This is a genomic window from Paenibacillus sp. DS2015, assembly GCF_050433705.1.
Lineage (GTDB): Bacteria > Bacillota > Bacilli > Paenibacillales > Paenibacillaceae > Paenibacillus_AQ.
In genome coordinates, this window is record NZ_JBNPWS010000007.1 from 170,220 (window position 1) to 186,689 (window position 16,470).

Below are 16,470 nucleotides of genomic sequence, written 5' to 3' on the forward strand. Positions count from 1 at the left end.
CAAAGGTCTACTGACACAGCCTACTCTCCTAATGGTCTACATGGATTGCTTGTTTCATATACTTAGACAGGCTAGTTTATTTATTCTTGATAGTCCCAAATCTTATGGAAGGATGCGATCACCACGATATGGAGCACCTTTTACCGCTACAAGTAGAATATCTTCTGATGTTTGGGATAGCCCTATTTTGGACTATCGGCTATATTCTCATTATTTATAAAGGGTTTAAGGATCAATTCTGCGGTATGCCCTTAGCCGCTATATGTGCAAATATTACTTGGGAATTCCTACTAACCTTTCTTATGCCGTTTCATCCACTTCAGCAAATCGTAACCTTTGTGTGGTTTCTATTAGATTGCATCATTCTACTTCAATTTCTCTATTATTCAAAAAAATCATATCCCAAACACACGCTTCATGCTTCTGTTTTCTCCTTATTGATCGGAGCATTTCTACTGCATTATGGAATGGCCGTTGAATTTCATGATACATTGGGTGTTTATTCCGCCTTTGGTATCAATCTGTTGATGTCCATCCTCTTCATTAAGATGCTAATGACCCACGAGTTGCTAGGTCAATCCTTAACTATCGCTTATCTCAAAATGATAGGCACCCTATGTGCTTCCATCTTATGCTATTCGTTCTTCCCACAATCCGTTTTGTTAACGATTATGTATATTCTGATCTTTATATTGGACCTTGTGTACGTCCTACTGGTCTACAACAAATCGATCAAAATCATTCACATATCTCGCCTTCCTATGGTTTGAGCGGTCGTGTGTCTGAACAATAAAAGCCATGGATATGCCGCAAACGGCATATTCATGGCTTTTTTCAAGTATAAACTAAGTTATTGCCTATCTTTAGTCTGCTAGATTCGCACCAATGATCAAATAACCTTGTTTGTTTAAGCTACTATCTAAATCATTCAACCGCGAATAACTTGTCCACTATATAATCTTCTTTGCCCATCTCTCGCTCGCTTACTTTTAACTCCGCTGCTTCTCTTGCTGCTCCATATATCTACGCATATTATGCATATATTCTGGTGCATCCAGGGGATCGCTGACAATCATTTCGATGAGACATAACTTGTGATTGCATTCGGTTTCGGCACGTGAAATTGCAGTATCAAGTTCTTTATTACTACGGACAGTTACCGTGAAGGCTTCGCCCCCGAAGGCCTCTGCTAGTTTCGTGTAAGACCAATTAGGCACTTGATTATATTGCTGATCTTCAGTCTTCACATTCAAATATTTCTCGATGGTATACCCGTAGTTGTTTAATACAAAAATAATCGGTTTGCAGTCATAATACAGCATGGAACTAATCTCCTGAACAGTAAGCTGCAAAGAACCATCACCTGTAAAGAGTAATATGCGGCGGTTAGGTGCTGCTATGCAAGCACCGTAAGCCGATGGTGTTGCATAACCAATGGACTGCCATCCACCTTGAGCGATAAATGTCACGTCACGCGGGAGTCTGACCTGAGTCATACCATAATAAAATGTACCCGTTTCTGCGATTACAATATCGCCTTCTTTCAGCATGTGCTGAAAGCGAGGATAATAGGATACTGCTGAGATGTAGTCGTCAGGCTTGTCCGTCATCTTATCATAAGGAAATGTTCCCTTCATCACCGGACTTTGCTGCTTGTGTCCGATATTCTGCAAGGCAAAAAGCATATCTACTGCTTGCACATTGGGATACTCTGCCTCGCCGACCTTCACCATATTCGGTTGGATTTCCACCATTTGAAGTGGGTTCAGTTTCGCCGTAAAATTGGCCATGTTGGTGTCTGCTGACACTAATCCCACGGCAATGATACAGTCCGCGCTCTCTACTGTACTGCGAACTGCTGGACTACCAAATGCTCCTCCATACATTCCAATGAATAAAGGATGGCTTTCATCGAAAGCACTCTTTCCATATAGAGTGGATGCAACGGGTATATTCATAGACTCAGCCAGTTTGCGTACGGATACCTGTAGACCGAATCGGATGGTTTTGACATCTGCCAATAGAACCGTATTTTGAGACTGGCTCAGCAGATGCTGTGCATGGTCCAATGCTGCCTGTAGTGTTCTGGGATTTGATTTGGGTTGGGGTGAGGTAACTTGATTATGGGCTAGGACTGGTTTCATGACCAGATCATCGGCCACTACCAAATACACCGGTTTCTTCCTCTGATGTGCAATACGAATGGCAGCTGGTATCTCAATCTCAGCATTTTCAGGCGTAAGAACAACGGTGTAAGCTGTGATGGGCTCATATACTTTACGGAACACATCGAAATTCCCATCCATCAAGGTATGATGCATGAACTTATTTTCTTTTTGATCTTTATCAGGAGGTGAACCTACGATGTGAATAATGGGGACATTTTCGCTGTTAGCGCCAGCAATCGCATTACATGCGCTCATTTCCCCTACACCATACGTCGTTATGAGTACTGATATCCCCTTGATTCTAGCATAGGCATCTGCAGCATATCCTGAATTCAATTCATTCCGTCCATTTATGAACTGGATGCCATCGTATCTCTCAAGACAATCAAGTAAAGTGAAATTATAATCACCAGGCACGCCAAAAACTTCAGTTATACCCTCCTGCTTCAGGCAATCAAATAAGAAATGTCCTAACGACTTCTGCAGCTTGTGTCCCATCTGACCAGCATAATCATTTACAATATTATTGTTCATATATAATTCTCTCCTTATCCAGTCATAGGGTTATGATATGTATAACATTACCCTATCATGGAAAGGTTATTCAGTTGCTGATCAAGGCATTAGATGACTATAAAGAAGGACTGTAGTCAGCGATTAAGCCTTAACTTTCATCCAAACCACTTCTTATTTTATTGCTGTATGTTTCTTGATCGCTGGCATAATTACTGTTGCAATCAGCTCAATATTTTTCATGATCTTATCGAAGGGTACACCACCGAAATCGATTTGGGCCATAAAGCGCTGTTGACCAAATAATTCGTATTGATAGAGCATTTTTTCAATCAATTGTTGCGGGCTGCCGACCATTAACGCATCACGATAATCTGTAGATTGTGCAAATTGTTGTTGAGGATAGCCACCGCCACGTAGTGCCTGCATCCCCGTATCAAGATGAGGATAATACTCACTTAGTGCATCCTGTGAATTTTCTGCTGCATAAAATAAACTCGTTGTTGCAATGGGGAGAGCTGCTGGATCAAAACCACTTTGCTCTGCTGCCTCACGATACGAATCAGCCGAGACCTTAAAGTTGATAGCAGGCCCCCCGAGCGTTGTCAGCATCATCGGTACACCGGCATTTCCAGCCTTAATGGCACTAGCAGGGGGACCACCTACTGCACGCCAAATGGGCATATGACCATGTAGAGGCTGTGGCAGAATGGATGCATGTTGTAACGGTGCGCGGAATTGGCCTGCCCATGTTACGATCGGCTCGTTATTTAACTTCAGCAGTAGTTCCATCTTTTCTTCAAATAATTCTTCATAATCATGTACATCAAACCCTAGTAAACTATAAGCTCCTACGCGTGAACCTCTCCCAGCAACAATTTCAGCTCGACCTTTAGATATCAAATCTATTGTGGCGAAATCCTCATACACACGAACAGGATCGGATGTACTTAACACCGTTGCGGAGCTAGCGATTTTAATATTGTTTGTAGCCTGAGCGATTGCACCTAAAATGACCGTATGTGCCTGTGTTGTGAAATGCGTCTGATGACTTTCGCCGATAGCAAATACATCAATTCCTGCTTCATCCGCTAGCTTACTTGCCTCAATTAGTTCTTGCATACGTCGCTCAGGGCTTGTCATAGAGCCTGTATGCGGATTAGGTAAATGATCTCCAATCGAATATAAACCAAATTCCATTCCCTTTCTTGGATCTATACGATATTGTTCCATGTTTACTCGCTCCCTTATATTTAATCTAGATGCATCGTTATTACTTTGATTTATAATTTGACTAATCAAGTGATAGTGCAAAAAAAAATTACACAGGCGGTAATTTTTTCTTTTCGCTATGTTTATGAACACGTGTGAGCAATGCATATAGTGTTTTTTGTTCTTCTTGGTTTAATACGTCGTCAAAAAATGATGTTTGAAAGGTCAACTGTTCAGGTACCGCTTGTTCTAAAATAGATTCGGCCTTCGCGGTGAGACTAATCGTCTTCGTTTTCCAGTCTTGCTTGCGGACAATATAGTCTTCTTTTTCAAGACGTACGAGCATACGAGAAATACCACCTTGCGTAACTGTCGCCTTTTCAGATAACTCCATTTGTGAAAGCGGCTGATAAATGCGAATTTGCGCAAGAACATCAAATTGAGCAACCGTTAGATTAAAACGTTTTAAAAATTCATTCGACATCTGGTTGCTTTGGTTCGTAAAGCGCATTAGACGTAACCAGATTATCGAGCCCATCGTATGTTCACGCATTTCGTTTCGCCCCCTGTTAACCTTATCATCACTTTACTACTCAATTTATAAAATAGCAAATATAAATAGGAGTTCTCCAGGCTAATTCTTCATCCCCGTCAGCTCAGCTACAATTTCATAGGAACGAAGTCGAGCCTTTTGATCATAGATCATGGAATTAATAATCATTTCATCTGCTTGAGTCTCATCCAGAAAAGCCTGAAGCTGTACTTTCACTTCATCTGGGTTCCCTATAATTGATGATTTCATTTGGTTCGAAAGAATTATTTGCTCGTGTTCTGTCCAAATGCCCTCCATGGAATCCACGGGTGGAGCCAGTTGATCCGGTTTGTTACGAATTAGGCCTAAAAATTGTTGTTGATGTGAGGTTGCTAGCCTCTTCGCCTCCTCCGTAGTATCCGCAGCATAGACATTTACTCCCACCATAGCATAAGGTTTGTCCAATACTTTCGATGGTTGAAAGTGGTCACGGTAACTTGCAAGTGCTGGTAGTGTATAATCTGCAGAGAAATGGCTCGCAAAGGAAAAAGGCAACCCTAATTTAGCAGCCAAAGCAGCACTGAAACCACTGGATCCCAAAAGCCAGATCGGGACCTCTGATCCTTCCCCAGGAATAGCTCTGACGCGATTGTTGTTAGAATCCTCATCTAAATAAATCATCAACTGCTCTAACTGTTCCGGAAACTCCTGTCCATTACTTCGATGATCACGACGAAGAGCCATTGCTGTAAATTGATCACTACCCGGGGCACGTCCTAATCCCAGATCGATACGTCCCGGATACATAGCTTCAAGTGTACCGAATTGCTCTGCAATGACGAGTGATGCATGATTAGGTAGCATAATTCCACCAGAACCAACGCGAATTGTTTTTGTTCCCCCAGCTACATAACCGATAACAACGGAAGTCGCTGAACTGGCGATCCCAGGCATATTATGATGTTCAGCAAGCCAATAACGACGATAGCCCCAATCTTCTGCATGTTGAGCTAAACTCAACGTATTTTTAAAAGATTCAGTAGGTGATCCACCCCTGGTAATCGCAGCCAAATCCAATACGGAATAAGGGATTTCATTCAGTTTTTTTACATGCTTAGAATCCAATGATATCCACTTCTTTCTCTTCGTAATATTAGGGTAGTTCCTCTGATCTGCTTAATCCTTGTCGGATGACTTATCTTTCTCGTTACGGAGTTTGTCAGGTGTCACGTCATTTCCCAGCGGATCAAGAACCGTCAAGCCCGAGAAGGTATTCAAAACTTGCCCTCGTATTTCACGTAAGTAGTCTTCTCGTAATGTTTGTTGCTCAACCTTCTCAGCAAGGCTTAGTCCTACTTCACGCTTTTTTTTCGCTAATTCATTTATACGCGGTATGCTTGTAATCATGTAATTCCCTCATTCTTTGTTATATTTGTGAATGTATCCTTAACTTAGTTCGTTCTTATCGTTCCAACAGCTAGGACTACAACAGTTCCCGCGCCAATAGACGATAAACTTCTAATCGTTTCTCTTGCGAATGTGGAATGCTGCAAATCATAGCTTCATCAAATCCATATTGCTCTTGTTCTTGTTGTAACAAGGATGCAACATCTTTCACTGCACCTACTAGATGTATTTTACGATTTTCTTTTATCGTCATGCGATCCATTTCGGTCAACGGAACATTCTGAGCTTCTTCAGGTGTTAGTAATTGTCTGATCTGCCCCTTCACCATCATTAAACGAAATAGATCTTGTGGAAGTGCCTCGAATTCAGCTTCTTCTCTGGTTTTAGCGGTTGTCACCATGTAAGTCACATTAATTTCAGGTTTGTCCATAAAGGTTGAAGGTTGAAAATTCTTTCTGTAGTGATCTAGAATGTCATGGGTCATTGCTCCATTGAAAAACTGTGCGAACGAATATCCCACGCCCATCTCCGCTGCTTTCAGGGCGCTATTACCACTCGAACCTAATAACCAAGCCTCTGGTAAAACGATGTGGGATGGGATCGCGATCGTTTTATTGTACAAGTCATCTTCGGGTACTTCATCGTTGATCAGCTTTAAGGCAGTATTAAATTTAGTATACATGTCGTTCACCATGAGTTGCCGTCCTTCAGATAACGCATACATCGCGTGGGTATCCCCTCCCGGAGCTCGACCCACACCAAAATCTATCCGGCCAGGTGAAAGAGCACTTAGGGTCTTAAACACTTCGGCAAGTTTCAATGGGGAATAATGCATCATCATCACTCCCCCCGTACCCAAACGAATACTTTTAGTTTTGGCAGCTATATGAGCTGCTGTCACTTCTGGAGCTGAACTTGCGAATGAATTGGCCCCATGATGTTCTGCCATCCACATTCGAGTGTAGCCTAATTCATCTGCCAATACAGCTAATCCTACCGCTTTTTTTAATGCACCCTCTGCGGTATTCCCGATTGTAACAGGTGCTTGATCCAATACACTTAATTTCATATGCTCAACTTCCCTTCTCTACCTATTTCAACCCAACGTGAGTTTGTTTCTCTATAAGACCATTTTCTCGTTTATCCATGTTTGTAAAGATTCCATCTTCGTTTTAAAACGATCTTTATGGATCTCATCAGAGTATGATGCGACCGTTTCCCTCTTTAGTACAGATTTCCATGAGGATTCAGCCTCTTCCATTAAATCTGTTAACAAACAACATTGATCTTCTTTTTTCAACTCAAGCATATCGTTTAAAATTCCACTTGAAGAATACAGCGTCTGCTGTCCTTCTATAGCAAGATATATATCATAGATCCGAATATCATTCGGTTTTTTCTTTAATTTAAACCCACCTTTTACGCCTGGAACTGATGTAATTAAGTCCGCACTTACTAACTTTCTTAACAGCTTTTGAAAATACGTTGCGGAAGCACCTAACTGTTGACTAATTGCTTCTCCGGGTAATACAGCCTTGTCAGGCAACATATTCAGTAAAAGAATGGCATAAACCGATTGCTCAACGCCTGTTTTCATATGCATTTAAGTCACCTCCAGTAGCTTCTGTATGGTATGAGAATAGCATTTAAATTTTGAGATTATATTAACCATGATTAAAGCGGATAAATAATGTCCATGTTATTACATGATATATTAGATTTTAATAAATGTAAACTATACTAACTATTCTCCCTTTCAAGTTGCTCAGGGCAAAAAAAGTGGTCAACCGCTCCTTACAGACGGTTGACCACTTTTTTAGATCTATCGGAACCAGATATGTGTTATATCAAACATAGCACTCTGAGGAATAAATCAATTAGGGTGTTTCACAGGCGGACATATATCAGGCTATGCGTATCACGTGAGATCCACCATCACATAAGCCACTTCACGCCCATTCACTAGCAATGAAATCCGGTGCTCACCAGGATAATGACGCCGTGTGGTCAACTCTCGCCAACTGTGTGTCCGAATGCCGTTAAGTCGCGCACCACCAGTCACTGTTTTGTCTGATAATAAGAATGATTTACGGGATGTCTGTCCCCTTGCCTTCACGAAGTCTATTCCGTATTCGATCCGAATGTGTACCGGTTCGCCCTCTTGGATATGAAGCTCATACTTTAACTCACTTGCACCGCCAATAGAGACTACATTGGGCTCAGCCGATAGTGAAGCATGCGTAGTTAATGACAGAGTACCTGCAGCGGGTTCAGCATAACCGAATAACGACATGATCTCTGGATTAGCTTGGCGGATTAAGGTTCGACAACCGTGTCGTACGATCCAGTCGGTGTGTGGATCCAGCCCTTTCCAGCGGCGAGCGATATCGATCACGACGGAAGGATGATCCTTCACAATATCGTTTAGATTATTGGCAACACTCTTACGTACATAAAGCGATGGGTCTGCCTTTAGCCTTTCAAGAATAGGAAGGATTGGAGCGGGATCACGCTTGAACATCGGGAGTGCTTGTCCCCACGGTAGACGGGGGCGGCAACCTTCACTTGCAAGACGACGAACATGCTCATCGGGATGCTGTGCCCATACTAACATTTCACTCATCATCCGCTCAGGGTCACGCAGAAGAAAGGGTCTTACAGCAAATTCCGCCGATGACCTTTGAGTGAAACGCTCTAGCGCTTTCATCGAAAGTGCCCAATGTTCTTCTCCCTGACCAAATACCTCTACGAAATCTGGGAAGATCAAATACGGGAATCCGACACAAGTCTCATCGATCGCGAACAACACATCCAATGCCGCTTCATATCGAGGTGGAAGATATGCTCCAAGTATTGTTGTGATCTGTCTCATTCGAGCTTTAAGTTCAAGTCCATCCCACTTGTCATCCATTACTGTAGCGATGAAGCCTTCCCTATCGAAAGTACCGTAAACGGTATGTATTTTCTCACCGAAACTGCGAAGAAATGCCTCGTTGTACATTAATTTTAAAGGTTCTCCCATGGTCTATCTCCTTCTGTTGACTATTCTAGCTCAACGATGCTGGCATTTCGCCATACCTTGCGCTTGAGTCTGTACTTATAAGATCGTATCATACCTAACTTGACACCTATATGTCTTGTTCATTATTTGATTAACCAAAATCAGCATTTTATTCGACATTGAAGTTAACAATCTAATATCTGGGTATATCCTATTCAGACCACTCATGTAAATATAGGAATCCTTCCGAATCTCCCATTTTACGATAAGACATATCAAATACTTCATCGATAGGGAACTCTCGATATTGCGTTTTAACTTTATGTTCATATAAGTACATCGATCGTTCGTGTAACACTGTTGTTTGTGCATTTCGGGTCACTTCTCGATGAATCTTGTAATACAATTGAATGGCAAGCAATTTATCATAACTCCCTTCACATGCCTCTGTTATAAGATCAACTCGCCTTCGGTGGGGTAAAAAGTTAGTATCATGATAGCATTGGCACTTTTTTCTGTAAAATTCCTTGGTGAGGCTTAGATATAGTATAATTCCTGTTTTTCGATGAGCTGTATATAGATACCTAGTAGTAACTGTTAATTATTAGTCTCTAGAAGTGTATATCATTTTTTGAACTTTCTATTGTGAATTTTTCATATGATGTTTTTTTATAATATGAATCTATGTTACATCTAACAATCCAATCTATAACCTATTAAATCCACATCAATGTTAATTGGATGACTAATTTATGTAAATTTTTATCGAAATTGTGTGCTGTTACATGACACAATGATGAAGTGCAACCTTTTTTCCATCATCTCGTCTAGAAGGTTAGAAAGACAACGAAATATACATTAATGAAGGAGGATACTATGAGAACTCAGCATAAATTTACGACTCTTGCCATCGCCACGATTCTCGCACTATCTTTAACAGGACAAAGTTCAGCAGCAAGTGGTCATTTTACGGATTTGGATCATATCCAAGGAAAAGATCAAATAGAAACGTTATATAATAATGGATTTGTCAGAGGAATGAATGATCATGAATTTCAACCAAATGCGACCCTAACATCTGCACAGGGTATTCAAATGATCGTGAATAGCTTCCAGCTAAGCCTTGCTGCTATTGATTTCAGTGTAGTTCCACAGGCAACCGATTTATTCACCAAAGTTCAGGATAATGCATGGTATACAGATGCTTTTATTATTGCATATCATAACGGTGTTGACCTTAGTGCTGATATCGATCCTGCACATAAATTAACCCGAGAAGAATTCACATCATACGTCATTCATGGTTTAGAGAAGGAAAGTAACCTTCCATTAATCCGAATTAACCCAGTCGATATAACAGACAAAGCTGATCTAGATATACGCTATTCGGGTACGATCCAAATTGCAGTTGCACTAGGGATTGCCGATCTTGACGAGCAAGGGAATTTCCATCCCACAACAGAAATATCTCGTGCGGACGCAGCGATCATCACGTACAATGCACTAGAATATCTGAATGCCCATCCGGGTCAAAACGTTCCATCATCCTAAGAAAGACCTTATCTAATATCGACAAAGGAGTCTCTAGAACTTAATCGTTCTAGAGACTCCTTTGTTATTATAACAATCTGCATCCTCCGATACATCCAGTACATTCACCTAGTTCCCCTCCCCATCATACACATATCATCTAACGGATGAAGGGGGTTTTAACTCAATATGACCTTACTCTATACAAAAAGCTGGCTGGATGAGCATCTTCTGACATTATCAGAATGGCAACAACGGGCCTTCATAGAATTCGGAACCATGATTAACGACGACTCTAATATGTATCCATGCATTCCTGGAAGACAAGGTTTCCTAGCAGATCATTTACGATTTGGATTTATTGAAGATCTTAGTTCACAGCAGTCCATACAAGAGCTTGCTGTAATGTTAAAGACCTATGGTCAACATTCAAGAGAAACAGGTAAATTTGCATCCTTCGTAGTCTTCTCGAATCCCCCCTCTACCCTGTTACATGAGTATTCTGTACAAGATTACGAAGAACTTTTTTGGGATTTATTAAGTCATGTTAGTCATTACGATGTCAAAGAATGGCCCAAAGACATTTCTCGCGATCCCTCTGACCCCTCATGGGAATTTTGTTTTGATGGAAATCCCTATTTTACGTTTTGTGCTACGCCATCTCATCAGACGCGCAAAAGTAGATATTTCTCATACTTTCTATTGGCTTTTCAACCGCGGTGGGTCTTTGAAGACATCAATGATTCTACCGTCTTTGGACAAAAAATGAAGAAGGCTATACGAAGTCGGCTACTAGAATATGATGGTATCCCCGCACATCCTTCTCTGAATTGGTATGGTCAGAAGGATAATCTCGAGTGGAAGCAGTATTTCTTACGTGATAATAATGAAGTTCCCTCGAAGTGCCCCTTCTCACAGTTGAAACCCGGCTCAAAACACTAAATAAGCAGGTGGTTGAGCGTTTCATCCCTATATGATCTGAATAAGTCCATAATAGTTAACCCAAACTAAATGAAGTAACACATGGTTATACAGATTACATTAGGAGGAACGTCATGACACAGGAGCAAATGATTCAAACGATTGTCATCCCCGCGGAAAAAGGTCGCAGCTTTAGACTGAAGCGGGGACAAATAGTAAAGGTCATCGATGTTGAGGGCAAGCAAGTGGCTGATTTTGTGGCCATTGTGACCGACAACACTTCGGAACGCTTAGACCCAACTGTCACAATGGATGTATTACGCACCATCCATGTTAAACCTAACGATATCCTATATTCCAACGTTTATAGTCCTCTACTCACTGTCATGGAAGACAACGTTGGTCGACATGATTTCATGAACTCAGCTTGCCGACCTGAAATGTACGGCTTCCTATACCAGCAACCGGAGCATGCAAGCTGTTATCATAATTTAAACGTCGCGCTTGCTGAGTTCGGCATCCAGCCACCGCACCAACACTATCCTTTTAACATCTTTATGAATACAGTCATCGATAGCCAAGGGCAGATCGAAGTGAAAGCACCTCTGTCTCAACCGGGGGACTTCATTTCGTTACGTGCGGAAATGGACCTTATTATAGCGATATCGGCTTGTCCATGCAAAGAAAGTGATTGTAACGGCACTCATTGTACGCCGATCAAAGTGGAGATTATAAGTAGTACATAAGAAACCCCCATTCCGTAATCTATAAAAGATACGAATGAGGGTTGACTAGGGATATTCGCTTCAAATGAGGTCTAACATGTCCTATGGGAATAACACAGGCTTGTTTGCAGGTATAGTCTGCTTTCTATCCCATACTGTACTTGGAACTTCTCGTCGGAGCACGGGAACAATATCCGTGGCAAATCTATGGATTTGCTCCACTTGTTCTGCCTCCGATAGTCCATCTACACAGATACTAAGGACTTGATTACCGTATGCTTTATGGTAATCAAGTATTTTCTCAATGACACGGTCCGCACTACCGATCAATACTGGACCGTTCTCGATATTGTCTTCAAGATCCTTGAAGGGGGATTGGTTATGTTGCGCTGCAGCTGTAGCATGAAAGGCATCATAGTAGGGCCGAAAACGCTTGACCGCTTCCTCTGTTGTGTTCGCTAGATACAAACTGCTTGCACCTGAACCCACGACTGCTTGATCAGGGTTATGACCATAATAAGCTAAACGCTCACGGTAGTGGTCGATTAATGCTTTATACTTAGCTTGTGGATGAAAAGTATTAGATGAGAATATAGGTTCACCGTATTTCGCTGCTAGTTCAGTAGATAACGTACTAGACGCACTACCATGCCATACGGGAATGGGTTGTTGAAAGGGTCTCGGTTGGGTCGTGACGTTATCTAGAGGCGTCCGATATTTACCCTTCCAAGTCACATTCTCCTCATTCCAAAGACGTTTCAGTAATGCATATCGCTCAGCAAGAGACTCCCACTGCTCCTCTTCTGTAATTCCGAATAATGGATAGTGCCGTGGATCATTACCCTTCCCAATAATTAACTCGAGCCGACCGGCGGAGAGATGATCTAGTGTCGCATAATCTTCCGCAACTCGAACTGGATCGAGTACACTTAATACGGTCACCGTAGTTAATAAGCGAATTCTCGAGGTTCTGGCCGCAATTGCGGTTAAGATCACTGCTGGTGATGAGGACAGAAAGGGCTCCCCATGCCTCTCCCCAATCCCAAAGGCTGCAAATCCAAGTTCTTCCGCAAGCGTAGCCTGTTTCAGCACATTCTGAAATTTCTCCTGTGTCGTCCATGCTTCACCGGTCACAGCGTTGGGAAGATTCATCATAAGGCTAAACAAAGCAAACTTCATCTTACGTAAGCCCCTCTCGAAGAATAGCGCGACATTATTTCCCTAATCACAGCAAATCTAGTTACCGATACTGTCTGCGGTATCGTGTTCCTCTTGATTTTCTCTTTCTTTTTCTTGCAAATACACTTCATGTAATTCAGGGTTAACTACCTTCTTCAGAAGGTGCATCGTACCATCCCCATTCCCTGAGTCAAAAGCCTTGAGTCGCTTATATCCTCTCCGCTCGTACATGGGTAGAAGCCACGGGTGCTTCTCTGCAGTAGCTAGCGTAAGCGCAGGAGCCCCTAGCTTATCACGGATAATCTTCTCCTCCACCCAATTCAGTAGTTTCATCCCGATGCCCGTTCCTTGATATAAAGGATCTACCGCAAACCACATAATGAATGGCAGATCCGTAACAAACTTAATATTATCTTTCTTCGAAAGTGTTACTGTAGCCTTGATCTCTCCATCAATCTCTAGTACATAGCACTCATTCGTGGTCACATTTTCTTGAATAAGCGCAACATCCGCATTCCCTGCTGGCCATTTAAGCCCTAGCTCCCGAATCGTTACATAAGCCTCATACGTAATATATTGTAGTCTTTCAGCGTCCTCAACTGTGGCTAATCGATAAATTTCAGTCATTTGCTCCACCTCTATTATTTGATAGTAACATTATTCGCATGTAATTAATATGAATTAACTTTATCACCGTCTTTTCCAAGATGCTAATAGATTTTATCTATCGATCCATCGAAAAAACATGAACCCATCCATCTTAGTCTGTATGGGTTGACTTACGCCATGCTATCGCATGTTTTTGGACAACAGAAATAAATTCACTCAGTGCTGGAGACTGCCACTTCTTTGTATGATAGGCAATCTGGGTTGCTACCCGCTGATTCTCATCATTCCACACAAGCTTACTTAATTTCCCTTCATTTAATTCGTCTTGCACGGTAACCAAAGGTAAGAAGGATATACCAAGTCCAGCCATCACACATTGCTTGATCGCCTCTATATTCCAGAACTCTAAGCTCGGATCTGGAAATACACCCTGGCTGTTTAAATACTGTTCGAATAACATACGATAGGTACAACCCGCTTCCGTATGAACAATCGTCTCCACATGGATAACCTTATCTTCGATTTCAGGCTGAAGCAAGAATGCTAGATCAAGCTCACCTGCGCAAACCTTATCAAGTAACTCAAGACATAGACCCGGTTTCAGTATAATTTTCACTTCGGGAAATATTGAGGTTCCCGTTCATCCCAAACGAATTGTCGCTGAGGAGTATCTAGGAAGCTTAATTGCACTCGATATGATTCCGGTCGGTACACCTGGGTTGACCCTTAAGAATTATTATTTCAAAGATGCACTTAAGGGAGTTGCAGATAGCTATGAACAGCTTAGTAAAATTGCTCCAACTATTATCATTCCTTATGGCACACTGAAGAACGCCCATGAAGAGTTGACGTATTTCGGACTGTGATTTATTAGAGGTTGGATAACAATAACCTGCCAGGGACTCTGGCAGGTTATTGTTATTTATTTATATTTTTTGGGCAGAACATCAAATCAATCGATCCACATGAGCATGTAAAAGTCATTCGCCTCTAACCACGTAGTTTAAGGTCAAAGCATCACTCTTTCAACCATTTTTCAGCAAAATCAGATTCCACAGTTTTAGTGAAAATAGTCTTATATGAATGGTCTAATTTATTATTATGATCTAAAATTATGTTATTATAATTTTCATTCAAATTCTTTACACCATTAATATCAATCGTGGCATGAATGGCTTCCTTTTTGCTTTTATCGTCCCATAAGATTTTGAAATCATAACTAGATATTTCAGGAAAAAATTGATTTATACTCCAAGCATAATCGGCAAGTGAACGATAAATATCTTCTTTAATGGGGAATGACCCCACTTCTGGAATTAAGGAAACAGAAATCCGCGTTTGATTGTCCTTGTTGGTGACATCAAGCTTTTCAACAAACCTGAAAGTGTGATGTGTGTAATAACTAACTTTTTCATTAATGAATTCTGTTCGAGTTATCTTGTTTTTAATAGAAGATTGTGAATTGTTTGCTGAGGAAACAGAACAGGCAGAGATAATCATAGAACTAAAAATAAGGAAGAGCAATGGCAACAGGATTTTTTTCCCTTTTCTCACTTGGTACCTCCACAATTTTATTTTTAGGTTACATAAAATATATGCTTCTTTTTGGGAAGAATGGCGACTTTTTTAATAAACATTATAAAACCACGACAATTTCAACAAAACGCAATCGGAGAGCTTTAAACTAGCTTTCGTCAGATTGCGCGCAGGGAAATTATTTTATATATTATTATATTAAAATCCGTTGAATCGGCGAAGTGAGTAACCTTGACTTGATAAGAAGGATTTAGTTCTTGAATAAGCCTTTGCTTTATCATCACCGGTTGTCGTTGCTTCTCGGGTACTGATGGTTGTACCAGCATCTCCCGTGTAGAATAGAACATGGTCACCTGCTTTCACATAGATATCGTAAATTTGAATAGAAGACGGGGCAATGGTAGCGGTATACGTAGAACTTGCCAAATCATATGTGCCCAATTTTGCAGTGAAACCTGCCGCTCCCCCAACAAAGCCCGAGCAATCTAGGCCAGCGGTTCCCGATTGATATCCCGAAGTAGATGTATTGACATTGCCTGCAAATTTACCTTTGCTGATGGCATCTTTGAAGTTTGTCCAACTAGATGACGAATGAGTCGTCAATCCGTCGTTCCTCCCCAACTATACGGAATACCAGTTTGACTCAAGGGCGTGGCTACGCCAACTAAGTAATCAGGTATTGTGATATTCGATGGACTTGGATTAGATTTATTCGTAGAATTATAAGTCCAAGTAAGTGCAGACATTGAATTCGCATTTGCCTGAGTAGTTGATCTGCTATTAGGTGCAGTAGAAGCGATACCTATTAGGCTCAACTCTGCATGAGTATCACGAAGAGCTTCTTGCTTAATTTGTGCTATATTAGATTTAAAATTTATCGAAGATACAAAACTCTTTTTAACAATTTATAATTCATCTTTGTAACAAATTATTTGATATAATTCGCCATCGGACGTCAATTCAAGTACGTTGTTTGGCGAGAAATAGTAATTATTTAGATTGATGGGTGCGACCGAAACTAATGTATTTCCATTATATTTTTGAGTCTGTAAAATAGATTGTGTAAACTCCCAAATCTATTAAAATAGATATATAGGAAGGTTGGGGAGCACACATGGGATTATGGACAAAAGAACA

At 41.2% G+C, this 16,470-nt stretch carries 18 protein-coding genes and 2 pseudogenes; 5 read left to right on the top strand and 15 right to left on the bottom strand.

Annotation, left to right across the window (positions count from 1 at the left end; genetic code table 11):
- The first annotated feature begins 128 nt into the window (after positions 1 to 128).
- Entirely contained in the window at positions 129 to 770 is a 642-nt protein-coding gene (locus J2T13_RS09150) for a hypothetical protein (protein WP_429370472.1), read from the top strand.
- A 219-nt stretch (positions 771 to 989) separates the two neighbouring features.
- On the opposite strand, the gene J2T13_RS09155 is transcribed toward J2T13_RS09150, so the two are convergent.
- The 9 genes from J2T13_RS09155 to J2T13_RS09195 all read right to left on the bottom strand — a co-directional run bounded on the left by J2T13_RS09155 (position 990) and on the right by J2T13_RS09195 (position 9,254).
- Positions 990 to 2,702 (bottom strand): alpha-keto acid decarboxylase family protein, encoded by a 1,713-nt coding sequence (locus J2T13_RS09155; protein ID WP_429370473.1) that lies wholly within the window; start codon positions 2,700 to 2,702, stop codon positions 990 to 992.
- 153 nt (positions 2,703 to 2,855) lie between these two features.
- Positions 2,856 to 3,914 (bottom strand): LLM class flavin-dependent oxidoreductase, encoded by a 1,059-nt coding sequence (locus J2T13_RS09160; protein WP_429370475.1) that lies wholly within the window; start codon positions 3,912 to 3,914, stop codon positions 2,856 to 2,858.
- Positions 3,915 to 4,002: 88 nt separating this feature from the next.
- Positions 4,003 to 4,446: a MarR family winged helix-turn-helix transcriptional regulator gene (locus J2T13_RS09165; protein ID WP_429370476.1), complete on the bottom strand. Its 444-nt coding sequence runs from the start codon at positions 4,444 to 4,446 to the stop codon at positions 4,003 to 4,005.
- A gap of 81 nt (positions 4,447 to 4,527) precedes the next feature.
- Positions 4,528 to 5,556, bottom strand: coding sequence for an LLM class flavin-dependent oxidoreductase (locus tag J2T13_RS09170; protein ID WP_429370515.1), 1,029 nt, complete (start codon positions 5,554 to 5,556; stop codon positions 4,528 to 4,530).
- A 45-nt stretch (positions 5,557 to 5,601) separates the two neighbouring features.
- A complete protein-coding gene (locus J2T13_RS09175) occupies positions 5,602 to 5,832 on the bottom strand; it encodes a DUF896 domain-containing protein (RefSeq protein ID WP_429370478.1) in 231 nt (76 codons plus the stop codon).
- A 76-nt stretch (positions 5,833 to 5,908) separates the two neighbouring features.
- On the bottom strand, positions 5,909 to 6,901 hold the full coding sequence (locus J2T13_RS09180; RefSeq protein ID WP_429370480.1) for an LLM class flavin-dependent oxidoreductase: 993 nt from the start codon (positions 6,899 to 6,901) through the stop codon (positions 5,909 to 5,911).
- A gap of 51 nt (positions 6,902 to 6,952) precedes the next feature.
- Complete coding sequence (locus J2T13_RS09185; RefSeq protein WP_429370482.1) at positions 6,953 to 7,435, bottom strand: RrF2 family transcriptional regulator; 483 nt, start codon at positions 7,433 to 7,435, stop codon at positions 6,953 to 6,955.
- A gap of 315 nt (positions 7,436 to 7,750) precedes the next feature.
- Complete coding sequence (locus tag J2T13_RS09190; RefSeq protein ID WP_429370484.1) at positions 7,751 to 8,854, bottom strand: hypothetical protein; 1,104 nt, start codon at positions 8,852 to 8,854, stop codon at positions 7,751 to 7,753.
- A 190-nt stretch (positions 8,855 to 9,044) separates the two neighbouring features.
- A complete protein-coding gene (locus J2T13_RS09195) occupies positions 9,045 to 9,254 on the bottom strand; it encodes a hypothetical protein (protein WP_429370486.1) in 210 nt (69 codons plus the stop codon).
- Between the two features lie 455 nt (positions 9,255 to 9,709).
- On the opposite strand from J2T13_RS09195, the gene J2T13_RS09200 reads away from it, so the two are divergent.
- The 3 genes from J2T13_RS09200 (at position 9,710) to J2T13_RS09210 (ending at position 12,030) form a co-directional block, all read left to right on the top strand.
- Positions 9,710 to 10,384 (top strand): S-layer homology domain-containing protein, encoded by a 675-nt coding sequence (locus J2T13_RS09200; protein ID WP_429370488.1) that lies wholly within the window; start codon positions 9,710 to 9,712, stop codon positions 10,382 to 10,384.
- Between the two features lie 168 nt (positions 10,385 to 10,552).
- A complete protein-coding gene (locus tag J2T13_RS09205; RefSeq protein ID WP_429370490.1) occupies positions 10,553 to 11,305 on the top strand; it encodes a YqcI/YcgG family protein in 753 nt (250 codons plus the stop codon).
- Positions 11,306 to 11,433: 128 nt separating this feature from the next.
- Complete coding sequence (locus J2T13_RS09210) at positions 11,434 to 12,030, top strand: DUF1989 domain-containing protein (RefSeq protein WP_429370517.1); 597 nt, start codon at positions 11,434 to 11,436, stop codon at positions 12,028 to 12,030.
- 81 nt (positions 12,031 to 12,111) lie between these two features.
- On the opposite strand, the gene J2T13_RS09215 is transcribed toward J2T13_RS09210, so the two are convergent.
- From J2T13_RS09215 to J2T13_RS09225, 3 genes and pseudogenes are all read right to left on the bottom strand, one after another.
- Positions 12,112 to 13,188: an LLM class flavin-dependent oxidoreductase gene (locus J2T13_RS09215; protein ID WP_429370492.1), complete on the bottom strand. Its 1,077-nt coding sequence runs from the start codon at positions 13,186 to 13,188 to the stop codon at positions 12,112 to 12,114.
- A gap of 57 nt (positions 13,189 to 13,245) precedes the next feature.
- Positions 13,246 to 13,815 (bottom strand): GNAT family N-acetyltransferase, encoded by a 570-nt coding sequence (locus tag J2T13_RS09220; protein WP_429370494.1) that lies wholly within the window; start codon positions 13,813 to 13,815, stop codon positions 13,246 to 13,248.
- A gap of 133 nt (positions 13,816 to 13,948) precedes the next feature.
- Positions 13,949 to 14,422 (bottom strand): annotated as a pseudogene (locus J2T13_RS09225) (substrate-binding domain-containing protein); the annotation flags it as partial.
- On the opposite strand from J2T13_RS09225, the pseudogene J2T13_RS09230 reads away from it, so the two are divergent.
- Positions 14,418 to 14,657: pseudogene (locus J2T13_RS09230) on the top strand (ABC transporter substrate-binding protein); the annotation flags it as partial. The pseudogenes J2T13_RS09225 and J2T13_RS09230 overlap by 5 nt on opposite strands.
- A 157-nt stretch (positions 14,658 to 14,814) precedes the next feature.
- Here the strand turns inward: J2T13_RS09230 and J2T13_RS09235 are convergent.
- From J2T13_RS09235 to J2T13_RS09245, 3 genes are all read right to left on the bottom strand, one after another.
- Complete coding sequence (locus J2T13_RS09235) at positions 14,815 to 15,351, bottom strand: hypothetical protein (RefSeq protein ID WP_429370496.1); 537 nt, start codon at positions 15,349 to 15,351, stop codon at positions 14,815 to 14,817.
- A 180-nt stretch (positions 15,352 to 15,531) separates the two neighbouring features.
- The gene (locus J2T13_RS09240; RefSeq protein WP_429370498.1) at positions 15,532 to 15,936 is read right to left on the bottom strand and encodes a hypothetical protein; all 405 of its coding nucleotides are present in this window, start codon (positions 15,934 to 15,936) and stop codon (positions 15,532 to 15,534) included.
- Positions 15,933 to 16,148, bottom strand: coding sequence for a hypothetical protein (locus tag J2T13_RS09245; protein ID WP_429370499.1), 216 nt, complete (start codon positions 16,146 to 16,148; stop codon positions 15,933 to 15,935). The genes J2T13_RS09240 and J2T13_RS09245 overlap by 4 nt, the downstream gene beginning before the upstream one ends.
- Positions 16,149 to 16,470 lie beyond the last annotated feature (322 nt).